Annotated in this window: 8 protein-coding genes and 1 riboswitch; of the genes, 4 read left to right on the top strand and 4 right to left on the bottom strand. The window is 70.0% G+C overall.

What is annotated here, in order from left to right:
• Positions 1–6: 6 nt before the first annotated feature.
• The 4 genes from K7862_RS37945 to K7862_RS30995 all read right to left on the bottom strand — a co-directional run bounded on the left by K7862_RS37945 (position 7) and on the right by K7862_RS30995 (position 4,421).
• Complete coding sequence (locus K7862_RS37945) at positions 7–132, bottom strand: hypothetical protein (protein WP_262414099.1); 126 nt, start codon at positions 130–132, stop codon at positions 7–9.
• Positions 133–137: 5 nt separating this feature from the next.
• The gene (locus K7862_RS31005; protein WP_222968171.1) at positions 138–2,483 is read right to left on the bottom strand and encodes a B12-binding domain-containing radical SAM protein; all 2,346 of its coding nucleotides are present in this window, start codon (positions 2,481–2,483) and stop codon (positions 138–140) included.
• A gap of 55 nt (positions 2,484–2,538) precedes the next feature.
• Entirely contained in the window at positions 2,539–3,312 is a 774-nt protein-coding gene (locus K7862_RS31000) for a 2OG-Fe(II) oxygenase family protein (RefSeq protein WP_222968169.1), read from the bottom strand.
• A 407-nt stretch (positions 3,313–3,719) separates the two neighbouring features.
• The gene (locus tag K7862_RS30995) at positions 3,720–4,421 is read right to left on the bottom strand and encodes a TetR/AcrR family transcriptional regulator (protein WP_222968167.1); all 702 of its coding nucleotides are present in this window, start codon (positions 4,419–4,421) and stop codon (positions 3,720–3,722) included.
• A 556-nt stretch (positions 4,422–4,977) separates the two neighbouring features.
• On the opposite strand from K7862_RS30995, the gene K7862_RS30990 reads away from it, so the two are divergent.
• The 4 genes from K7862_RS30990 to K7862_RS30975 all read left to right on the top strand — a co-directional run bounded on the left by K7862_RS30990 (position 4,978) and on the right by K7862_RS30975 (position 11,536).
• On the top strand, positions 4,978–6,984 hold the full coding sequence (locus K7862_RS30990) for a glycoside hydrolase family 15 protein (RefSeq protein ID WP_222968165.1): 2,007 nt from the start codon (positions 4,978–4,980) through the stop codon (positions 6,982–6,984).
• 118 nt (positions 6,985–7,102) lie between these two features.
• On the top strand, positions 7,103–7,744 hold the full coding sequence (locus K7862_RS30985) for a DedA family protein (protein ID WP_222968163.1): 642 nt from the start codon (positions 7,103–7,105) through the stop codon (positions 7,742–7,744).
• A gap of 560 nt (positions 7,745–8,304) precedes the next feature.
• Positions 8,305–8,477: riboswitch (M-box (ykoK) riboswitch) on the top strand.
• A 372-nt stretch (positions 8,478–8,849) separates the two neighbouring features.
• On the top strand, positions 8,850–10,196 hold the full coding sequence (locus tag K7862_RS30980) for a magnesium transporter MgtE N-terminal domain-containing protein (protein WP_262414097.1): 1,347 nt from the start codon (positions 8,850–8,852) through the stop codon (positions 10,194–10,196).
• Positions 10,193–11,536 (top strand): NRAMP family divalent metal transporter, encoded by a 1,344-nt coding sequence (locus K7862_RS30975; RefSeq protein WP_308012284.1) that lies wholly within the window; start codon positions 10,193–10,195, stop codon positions 11,534–11,536. Before K7862_RS30980 ends, K7862_RS30975 begins: the two co-directional genes overlap by 4 nt.
• Positions 11,537–11,665 lie beyond the last annotated feature (129 nt).

Here is an 11,665-nt window from a genome sequence, read left to right as displayed (position 1 = left end):
GGCGGGTCAGTCCACGACGAACTGCTTGTGCAGGCCGGAAGCCATGATGGCCTCCTCGATGGTGGGCTCGAAGAATCCGTCGTCCTCGAACTCCACCTCCGCCTCGGCGGTGTTGAGCTGCTCCTCTGCCATGTGGTTCACCTCCTCTCGGCCAGTGGGTGCGCTGACCTGTCCGGCGTCTCGACGGACAGGAGCCGGTTGACCAGCAACCGCCACACGAAGGTGCGCAGCCGCGGTACGGAGCCGGGGGCGCAGCGCGCGGCCAGGTCGGCCCACGGGCTGCCTTCGCCGGCTGCGACGAGGCGGGCCACGGCGGCACCGGACGCGGACAGCCGCAGCCGTTGCCCGGTGACCCGCGAGGTCAGGAAGACGTCGACGCCCTCGGTGGCCAACTCGGTGCCGGGACCGAGGCGCAGCAGCAGATCGCCGGTCAGCTGGGCGGTGGAGGTCAGCAGGCCGGCGGCGCCCGGCTCGGCGGCTTCCAGGCACCGGTGGTGCAGCGCGGACCGGACCAGTTCGCGCTCGGCGGCGTCGCGGCACAGCTCCTCGGCGGTCGCGGGCAGGCCGTCCAGCATCCTGCTGGGGAGGCTGAACAGTGCGCCTGCCCGGGGCTCGTACAACAGGGTCCGCTCGCCCTCGACGAGCCGGACGACCCAGCCCTCCGCGGGGCGCAGCAGCATGCGCTCCCAATGCGGCCCGGGGCATGGCACGCCCCGCGGACCGTCGCGGTCGTCGTCGCGCTCGCCCGGGCGCCGGGCTGCCGCCCGCAGGAAGACGACCTCCTCGGCGGGACGGTCCCCGTCGCCGAAGGCGCCGCCGAGGACGCGGTCCGCCCGGGCGGCGATGTCCCGGTCCTCCGCGCTCACCGGTTCGGGCAGCGGGCCCAGGTAGTCGTAGCGCAGTGCCATCTGCAGGTCGTCGCCCGGGTCCTGGTGGAGCACCCGTACCTGGAACTGCTCGGGCGCGGTGGCGACCGGGGACAGGGCGTCGAGGACGAACGGGCCGATCCCGAAGGTGCTGTCCGGCACCGCGTACCGATCGCGCGAGCGGGCCAGCGTGGCCGCCGCGAACTCCACCGTGCGTGCTGTCTGCCAGCGCGCCTCGCCCGGGAACCCGGCGATACCGAAGAGATGCACGCTGATGCCGGAGGCCAGCAACGCGTCCAGGTTGGGTGCGATCCAGGACGCCTTGATGTCCTTGCGCATCCGGTCCAGGACGTCCTGGTTGTACGATTCGAGCCCGAGGTCGAGACGGCGGCAGCCGGCGGTGTACAGCGCGTCCGTCAGCCGGCGGTCGATCGTCGGGGAGAACCGTGTCTCGCCGTACCAGCGGTAGTCGCGGTCGGCGAGCCCGCGTGCCAGCGCCCGCATGCTGCGGACGGTCAGGATCTCGTCCACGAACTGGAAGAAGCCGGTGCCGTGGCGCCGGTGCAGTTCGTCCATCTCGGCGACGACAGCCTCCGGTGCGCGGATGCGGAACTTGTCGGAGGCGAAGGGGATCGCGCAGAAAGCGCACTTCCAGGCGCAGCTGCGGGAGGCGATCACCGGGAGCACGGGGCCCGGGGCCAGATAGCCGTCGGCCAGGGGGTGGTCGGTGAAGTCGGGCACGGGCAGCTCGGCCAGCGAGGCCGTCGCGGACGGGCACCGATGCAGCTCGTCGCCGTCCGGTACGACGATGCCGGGCACGCCGTGCAGGGGCCGGCCGGTCAGCAGCCTGTCGACGAGGTCGATGATCGACTCCTCGCCCTCGTAGCACACCAGGGAGTCGACCAGCGTGAAGAACGGGTGGCCCGGCCACAACCGGTCGGCGATGCGGGTGACGAAGTTCCCCCCGACGGTGATGTGTACGTCGGGCCGCTCCCGTCGGATGAGGCGTGCGGCGGTCAGTGCGGCGATCAGCTGGGAGTCGGCCGATACGGAGAGGCCGACGACCTCCAGGTCCGGCATGGCACGCAGCCGGGGGATCAGGACGCGCTCGAAGACGTGCACGTAGGGGTTGTGCTCGGCGTCGGCCACGGCGCGGTAGACCTGCCGGCTGGAGACCGGGCGGTGGCGCAGGTCGAACCGGTCGAAGCTGAGCTCCGCGCCCGGGGTCAGCGCCGCGATGCCATCGAGGACGGCCTGGCAGATGGCCGTCGCGGCACGGTGACCGTCGACATCGGTGATGCTCAGCGGTGAGCGCAGGAAGGCCACCGCACGATCCACCGACGAGCGGGCCGCCTCGAACTGGTCGCGGGCCCGGCCGCCGAGCCCCAGGTCACGCTCGGCGGCGTAGTCGGCGGCCCCGTCCGAGCTGAGCAGGTAGCGCATCGTCTCGGCCGACAGGTCCAGCGCGGACGCCGCCACGTGGTGCTGACGCAACACCGCGAGGAGCAAGGGTACGGCGAGGTGCGGGGCGTACGGGTTCCACAGCGGCGGGTTGATCAGGAGCACTCGGGGGGAGCCGGGCTGGTGGTGCGGGGAAGTCGGCATGTGCGCGGGCATGGGCTCACCTCGCCCCCTCGCAGGGGAAAATCGGGCGGTGGGGGTCGGCACGGGCTCAGGAAGGGTCGGTGTACGTTCCTTCACCATTCCAACGAGCGATGCGGCCGGGCACGAAGGTTTCCCGCACCGCGTTCTCGTCCGGCGTCCAGGGGCTACCCAGAAGCCGGCGTGTAAACGTTTCGAGAGGGCTTTTCCCCTCCGCGTCGTCCGTGAGATTCATGGGCTCGTTCAGCGCCACGACCGGATTCGAGATGAATCGGGGCCCACCTCGTGGATTGGGTGCCGACTGGTGCGCGGTCAGCGGATGCAGGATCCAGGCGTCACCGGTTTTCCCAGTGAGGGAAAGGTGTTCCGCCGGACTGCCGACATAGTCCCGGGTGGGAATCCGCGCGCTGGTCAGTCCAGCGGGGTGGCGGGCCAGGTGCCGGAGGATGTCCGCCGTGGCCGAAGGCGCCGCCAGGGTGGCTCCCTCCCCCTCGCCGACGTCACTCCAGAGGACGAACAGCAGCAGTGCCTGTTCGGGGCTGTCGGGATGGTGCACGAAGAAGTCACCGTCCACATGCCAGCTGTCGGACAGTCGCGTGGTACGGAAATTGCAGATCAGGGCGTTGCTGAGACGGACCGGCCGCTTGATCCGGCCGGGGCCGCCGAGCAGCGCGCACACGGCCGACCAGAGCAGCGGGGCCACGTCCGCGAGGTCCGCGACGCGGCTCGGGGGCAGCGAGGTGAGGCCCGCCGGCACCGTGAGCCGACCGTCCGTGGACAGCCCCTCACGGCGGAGCGTGGTCTCGAAGAGCGTCCGGAGGCGGGATCCGGGCGTGAGGTCCACGGCATTTCTTACGCGGACATATCCGTCCCGCAGGAAAGAGGAGGAGATTTTCTCGGGTGAAATCCGGGGGGTGTGCGCACTCTCGGAGGGATGAGAAAGAGATCCATGAGAGGGTGTGGAGACATTCGCCATCGGAGCCCCCGTTACTCGTTTGACCGAACGCGGCGAGGCTAGCAACGCTCCGTTCGCAGCGTCAATGGCCATGACAAGCATCATCCTCGAACCGCAAGCCCTACAATCTGGACTTCTTGTTTTTCAAACGCGGATTTCCAGCCGTCTCCGCACACTGGTCGGCGACACGTCGGACAGGCCTTTCGGTGAGCCGTCGGCAGGTGCACCGCTCGCGCCCGCCGAGGGACCCGTACGCTCACGGTCGGCAACCGGCGAAATCTGGCCAGCAGTGGGATCTACTCGTGGAGCCTGCCTGCCACACCTTGGGTCAACGCGTTCCCGTCGAGCATTCTGGCCAACTGCGCGGGCGTGGGAGGAGCCGGCATCGGCCCCGGACGGAACGCCCCGGGCGAGGGCACCCTCAAGGCGTCAAGCATGAAAGCCAGCGGCCTTCGCCATGCGTGAGGAGCGACGTCACGCGTCGCGCGCACCACACCGGCGTTGGCCATCAGCAAGAGCGCCAGGTCCTCCAGGACGAAATCCTCACGCAGCACCCCGGATTCCTGCGCTCGGTCGATGATCTTCACGGCGGCGCGCCGCGCCCGGTCGCGCAGCTCGGCCGAGTGCTTCGCGGAGGGGAGTGACATCGTGATCAGGTCGGTGAATCCGCGGTCCTCGGCCTGCATGGAGCAGATCCGTCCGACGAGTTCGACGAACGATTCCCACGGATCACGCAGCGCAAAGGCCTCTTCGGCTGCCACCGCGTACTCGGTGAGCTTGGCCTCGAAGGCGGCGGCGACCAGTTCCTCCCGAGTCGGAAACCTGCGGTAGAGGGTGGCGATCCCCACTCCGGCACGAGCCGCGACCTCTTCGAGCGCCACGTTGAGGCCCCCCTCGGCGAAGACGCTCTGCGCTGCCTCCACCAAGCGTTCGCGGTTGCGCTCCGCATCGGCGCGAAGAGCCCGACCGCGAGGCCTCTCTCGCTCCAGCTCACCCATGGATACCAGCATACGGTCCGGAGGCCATCCTCCGGACGCCCCGCGGCTCCTGCCTCGCTCCTGTTCACCTGGTGGAACCGGGTCGGAGCGTGACGCAGAACACCGCTCATTCAGTGGATTCGGAGACCCTTCTCCGGTTCTCATGGCAGAGGAGTGCGACGGCACCGCTGAGGCGACCCCGGTACTGGGAGGGCGACATGACCACAGCACCCGCGGCGGGCAAGGGCGCGCCCGGCGACGGGCGCCGTGAATCCCGAGCCCGCGCCGCCTTTCATGGAACACCTCGCTCCTCCTGCATCTGCCCCCGTCGCCCCGGGGAGCCGGAAGCACGGCGCATCGCCCCCAGGGCCCCCAGGAGATCCGCAGCCGTGACGCCGATGACATGCGGAATAATCGGAGGACGCCTTCCATTTTCTTCCCGATGGACCGGCTCATTCGCCTCCCGCCCACCGGGCCGATAGCCCCGGCCGAACAGGAGACTGGTATGCACTCCCCCACCGCGGCCTCAAGCGAACCCTCTTCGTCCGAGGGCCACGCCGTTCTGCCCTTGCCACGCGTGGCATCCGCCGACGGTGCGCCGACCGGGACCGTGCCGACTGCCGACGGTTCCCTCGGCCCGGCTGCCGCCCCGCACTCCTTCCCCGCCATCGCCGACTACGCGGTTCTGTCCGACTGCGAGAACACCTGTCTGGTGGCCCCGGGCGGGGCGGTGGAGTGGCTGTGCCTGCCACGCCCGCACGATCCGAGTGTGTTCGGCACGCTGCTCGACCGGTCCGCGGGTTCCTTTCGGTTGGGCCCCGCCGATGCACAGGTCCCGGCCAGCCGCCGCTACCTTCCCGGGACCAAGGTGCTGGAGACCACCTGGCAGACCCGCACAGGCTGGCTGGTCGTCACCGATTTCCTCGCTGTCGGCCCCTGGCACCGCAGGCAGGAACGCTCGACCGTCCACCGCCGCACCCCGGGCGACTTCGACGCGGAACACGTCCTGATCAGGATCGCCACCTGCGTGTACGGCAGCGTGGAGACCGCGCTCGCGTGCGAGCCGACGTTCGACTACGGCCGGATGGACCCGACCTGGGAGTACACCGGAGCGGGTTACGAGGAGGCCGCCACCACCGTCTCGGACCCCGTTCGGCTGCGGATGAGCGGTGACCTACGGCTCGGGCACGAGGGCAGGGCCGTCCACGCTCGCCACCGCCTGCAGATCGGGGAATCGTGCTTCGCCGCGTTGGGCTGGGGCAATCGCCCACTGCCGGCCGACCTCCGTGAGGCGCGCGAGATGCTGGCCCACACCGAGCGCTTCTGGCGCGAGTGGCTGGACGCCGCCGCTTTCCCGGACCACACGTGGCGGGAGCCACTGCAACGCAGTGCCCTCACGCTCAAGGCCCTCACCTATACGCCTACGGGTGCGCTGCTGGCCGCCTCGACCACGTCCCTGCCCGAGCATCCGGGCGGCGAGCGCAACTGGGACTACCGCTACACCTGGATCCGCGACGCGTCCTTCACCCTCTGGGCCCTGCACAGCCTGGGACTGGATTCCGAAGCCGACGACTTCCTCGCCTTTCTCGCCGACACCCTCGAGACTCCCAGCCACGAGGGCACACCAGGCCAACTGCAGGTGCTCTACGGCGTCGACGGCGCTTCGGAAGCGCCGGAGTCGCTGCTGACCCATCTCTCCGGTTACAACGGCGCTCGTCCCGTACGCATCGGCAACGCCGCGTACCACCAGGATCAACACGACATCTACGGCGCGGTGGTTGACTGCGTCTATCAGCACACCCGCAACCGGGACGCTTTGTCCGAACGCTCATGGCAGCTCGTCCTGGTCGCCGTCGAGGCCGCACTCGATCGCTGGCGCAAGCCCGATCGGGGTATCTGGGAAGTACGCGGCGAACGACGGCACTTCACCCATTCGAAGATCATGTGCTGGGTCGCCGCCGACCGCGGCTCACAGCTGGCCGCGCTGCGCGGCGACACTGAGCGCGCCACACGGTGGCGTGAGGCCGCCGAGGAGATCCACGCCGACGTCCTCGCCAACGCCGTTGACCAACAGGGCCGCCTCACCCAGTACTACGGTGCCGACGGATTGGACGCATCCCTCCTGCTTCTGCCGCTGTTCCGTTTCCTGCCCTGCGACGACCCCCGTTTGCGCAGGACGATCCTGGCCATCGCGGACGAGCTCACCGAGGATGGTCTCGTCCTGCGGTACCGCACCGAGACCACCGACGACGGCTTGATCGGCACCGAGGGAAGCTTCCTCGCATGCTCTTTCTGGCTCGTCTCCGCCCTGGTCGAGATAGGCGAGACCGGGCGCGCCCAGGCGCTGTGCGAACGGTTGCTCGCAGCGGCCAGCCCACTCGGCCTGTACGCGGAGGAGCTCGACCCCGGAACCGGCCGGCACCTCGGCAACTTCCCCCAGGCGCTGACTCATCTGGCCCTGATCAACGCCGTGATGCACCTCGTCCGCGCGGAACAAGAGGTGCACATCGACGGCTGGCGCCCCGCGAGCTACGCGGCGGCCGCACCCGGTTCGGCCCGCCCGGCCCCCGGTGACCCCCGATGAGCACCCCGGCTCTCCGTGTCACCGGTGTCCGGCGCCTGCTGCACGACATGATCGTCGGCAAGGCCCCTCATCGCGCGGCTGATCCGGGAACGGGGCACTCGGCTCAGAAACGTCCCCGATGAACCTCAACGCGTTCATCGAGAGCGCCGGCCCCTGGTCCTACGTCATCGTGTTCGCCTTGACCGTCGGGGAGACCAGCGCCTTCACCGGCGTCGTCCTCCCCGGCGAGACCCTCATACTGCTCGCGGCCGCCTTGGCCGGCCGGGGAGAGCTCAACGCGGTCGCCCTGGCCGCCGTCGTCGTCGGCGGAGGGGTCATCGGCGACAGCGCCGGCTTCGCCCTGGGCCACTGGTACGCACACCGCCGCGGCGGGGACCGGTTGCGCCGTCGCATCCGTCCCGGCAGTCGCATCAATCACGCGCGGGACTTCCTGCAGCACCACGGCGGGGTGGCCGTCTTCACCGGCCGCTTCATCGGGTTCGTGCGTTCGTTCCTTCCTTTCGCAGCGGGTGCGGCCGACATGCGCTACCGCCGGTTTGTGGCCTTCAGCGCCGCCGCCTCACTTGTGTGGGGCGTGGGAAACGTCCTCGCGGGCTACTTCCTCGGCGCTGCCGCGGGAAGGCTGTTGCATGCCGTGGGTCTCGTGGGCGCCGTCAGCGCGGGTCTGCTCGCGGCGACAGCGGTTCTCGCCGTCCGGCTGCGGCACCACCGGACCCACGCGTCGAAAGCGGCAACGGCGGGCGACAGCGAGAGCTACTGATCCTGGGCAGGCTGCCCGCCTCACAGATCAGTGGCACGCCCACCATCAGGCGTTGGGCGGGCGTGAGCCGGCCGGCTCCGACGACATCTCCGTCTCCACGGGCCCTGCACGGTTCATTCTGAAACGACCAGTCACTCGTCCAGGGGTTGTCCTGGCGGCCTTGAGGGCCGCGCTTCATCCCGAGTGCTCTTCCTCCGGTTGGCGTCCCAAGTGGTACCCCAGGCGCATCTCGTATGTCGGCGGGAGGCGCCTTGCTGCGTGACATTCAGGCCGACTTGATCAGTCACGTGGGAAAGGAACCAGCCGATGACGTCGCCCTCCTCGCCATCCAGCGTCTTCCCGGTAGCGCGTAGGCGCGTCGAACGACGACGACACAGGTTCGGTCTGACGCCACAGGCCGCCGAGGCTCGCACCGACTCCCGCCCTGAAACCAGGCGAAAGAAGTCACGATCCGCCTCGGGACCGTTGCTGGATCGAACCCCCAGACCAACGACACGATCGCGCCCCCACCAGGGAACTTGCCTGGAGACCGCGCCGTGGGCGTATCCTTCACGCGTTGTTGGGCACCTCGTTCGGTGAGGCGTCTTCATGGACACAGGCCACTGATCCCACCCGTCGAGAGACGCTCCGGATCAGGACAGGTCTCCCCGAGTTAAGGGGTGATCCCAAGTGGCTTCCCCGGTCGGGGGATTACGCCGTGGAGTGCCAAAGCTCTGACGAGTTGGGGTGAGCCGGGATCATGTCCGGCCTGCTCCTTGCCGCGTCGCCACGGCACCCCTGCGGGGGCCGTAGACCGGGAGGAGGCGAGATGGACAGTAGTCCGGGCCATAGTCGGCCCTTCCTGTGGTGTCCTCGTCGTCCTTTCGCGGCCCGAGGCAGCCTCCCCCCTTCCTGACCCCGCTCTGTCGGTCCGGGTTCCAGCTGTAGTGCGATGCCCGTGTGTGGGCGTTGCCGGTGGCAGTGGGCTGGGCGGAGCCGTGCGCGGCTCGTGCGCTTGGCCCGTGAATGCGGCCCGGTCAGGAGGAGCGGTGCTTGCTGCCGGTCGCCCGTGTCCCGCGGTCGCGGGGCAAGGGGGTGTTGTTCTGTGTCTGCTACCGCTGTGCTCATGTCGACTTCTGCCCGGCTGCGTGATCGCCGGGTGCACCTGGAACGGCGGGCCACCGCGTCCAGGGCCGTGCGCGGGTCGCTGGTCTCGCTTGCCGGCCTGATCGGCTGCCCGGCTGAGAACCAGACTGGGGAGGAGGTGGGCCGCGTCGTGGACGTGGTCGCCCGCCTGTACGGCTCTGACCCGTACCCGCCGGTGACCGGGCTGGTGATCCGGATCGGCCGCCGTCGCACCTTTTTGACGGCCGACGCGGTGGAGAAGGTCCACGCGAAGGGGGTCACGCTGTCCACCGCGCGGGTGGACCTGCGGGAGTACGAGCGTCGCCCCGGCGAGGTGCTGCTCGCCCGGGACGTGCTGGACCACCAACTGGTGGACGTGGACGGCGTCCAGGTCACCCGCGCCGCCGATCTCTACCTCGCGCCGCTGGTCGACCGTGTCGTCCTGGTCGGGGTGGACGTTTCCCTGCCCACACTGCTGCGGCGGCTGGGCCCACGACGCTGGCAGGTGCGGCCGACGCCGGAACGGGTCCTGGACTGGCAGGCGGTCGCACCGTTCGGCCAGGACGCCACGGACGGGCCGGCCGAGGTGCGGCTGCGCGCGTCGCGGTCGGCTCTGCACCGTCTGCGTCCCGCGGACCTGGCCGACCTGCTGGAGGACCTGGGCCGCGGCGAGCGGCAGCAACTGCTGGGCTGGCTCGAGCCGGGGCAGGCCGCTGACGCGCTGGAGGAGATGGAACCGCCGGAGCTGGAGAGTCTGCTGCGCGAGGCGCCCCTGGAGCACGCCGCGCGACTGGTGGACGAGATGGAGCCCGACGAAGCCGTCGACGCCCTGCGGGACCTGAACTCCGAGGAGCGTGAGCAGCTGCTCGACCGCATGCCGCGCGGCGAGGCGGCGGAGTTGCGCGGGCTGCTGGCCCACCGCGAAGGCACCGCCGGCGGTGCGATGACCACACTGGTGGTCACCGTACGCCGGGAGCAGACCGTCGCCGAAGTGCGGGGCGAGCTGGCCGCACGGGCCGAGCACCGCAGCGAGATCGATGCGGTCGCCGTCGTTGACGGTGACGGCCGTCTGATCCGCGACATCGCCCTGTTCGATCTGGCGGTGGCCGACGACACGGCGTCGGTGGGTGATCTGGCGGACTGGCTTGCGCAGTTCGGCCGTCCGGTCACCGTCGGCGCCGACGCACGGATCGCCGAGGTCGCCCAACTCCTGGTGGCCGCCCGCGTCTCCTCACTCCTGGTGGTTGACGAGTCGGGTCGGCCGCTGGGCCGGATTCTGGCGGACGACGTCCTGGATTCCCTGCTGCCCGAGCGCGGGCGCCTGCATTTCAGGAGGATCCTGCAGTGACCCGCGACCTCGACACCACCACGGGCGCTGTCACAGGCGTGCCCGCCAGCCGGAACGGCGGCGCCCCCGCCCAGCTGCCTGCGGCGTCGCGTCCGCGCGGTCTGAAAGGCCGCTGGGCACGCATCACCATGATCGCGGCGGTCGCCGGTCCCGGCCTGGTCGCCGCGAACGCGGGCAACGACGCCGCGGGCATCGCCACCTACGCCTCGGCCGGTTCCCAGTTCACCTACGGCACGTTGTTCTTCATGGTCCTGGTCACCGTCGCGCTGGTGATGGTCCAGGAGATGGCGGTCCGGCTCGGCGCGTACACCGGCAAGGGGCTGGGCGCGTTGATCCGCGAGCAGTTCAGCCTGCGCCTGACGGCACTGGCTTTGACGTGCCTGCTGCTGGCCAACACCGGCCTGGTCGTCTCGGAGTTCGCCGGGATCGGCGCCGCCTTCGAACTCCTGGGCGTCCCCAAGTACGCGGTGATCCCGCCGGCCGCGCTGCTGCTGTGGTCGCTCGTGCTGTTCGGGTCCTACCGCCACGCCGAGCGGATCTTCCTGCTGATGTCGCTGGTGTTCTTCGCCTACCCCGTCGCGATGATCCTCGGGCACCCGCGCTGGGGGAACGTCGGCTCGCACCTGGTGATCCCGCATGTGGAGCCGAGCAAGGCGTTCATCCTGCTCGGCGTCGCCCTGATCGGCACCACGGTCAGCCCGTACATGCAGTTCTACGCCGCCGCCGGTGTGGTCGACCGCGGGGCGAAGCCGGAGGACTACCGGCTGATCCGCGCCGACGCCGTCCTCGGAGCGGTCTTCGCCTGCGCGATCAGCCTGACCATCATCATCGCCACCGCCTCGGCGATGGGCGGCACCGGCCCGCTGGACTCCGCCGCGCAGGCCGCTTCCGCGCTGAAACCGGTCGCCGGGCAGAACGCCGAACTCCTCTTCGCTTTCGGCCTGATCGGGGCTTCCGCACTCGCCGGCGCCGTCGTACCGCTCTCGGCGAGCTATGCCATCGGCGAGGCCGCCGGCGTGGAGCGGTCGGTGTCCCGCAGCTTCCGCGACGCCCCCCTGTTCCTGGGACTGTTCACCGCCCAGATCGCCCTGGGTGCCGCGATCGCCATGACACCCATCGACGTCATCAAGCTGCTCATCGGAACCCAGGTCCTGCAAGGTTTGATCAGCCCCATCGTGCTCGTCTACCTGCTGATCCTCACCAACCGCCGGTGCGTCCTCGGCCCGGCCGCCAACACCCCCCGCTACCGCCTCGCGGCGAGCCTCGTCGTGGTCGGCGTCGGCGCCATGTCCACCATCCTGCTCGTCCAGACCGTGGTCGGCTGGTTCGGGCTCGGCTGACAACTGCCTTGCGGATCGTGTGGCGAGCCGTGCCGCTGCACGCAGCGGTTGGCGTCCGGAGATCCGGACGGGCTGATCGGTCTGTCGGGCGAGTGGGAGAGCGTCGCGCCGGCGGTCGACGGTGGTGGC

The organism is Actinacidiphila acidipaludis (assembly GCF_019890725.1).
GTDB classification, from domain to species: domain Bacteria; phylum Actinomycetota; class Actinomycetes; order Streptomycetales; family Streptomycetaceae; genus Actinacidiphila; species Actinacidiphila acidipaludis.
The sequence above is the reverse complement of the archived record's forward strand: the minus strand, read 5'-3'. Positions and strand labels throughout refer to the sequence as shown.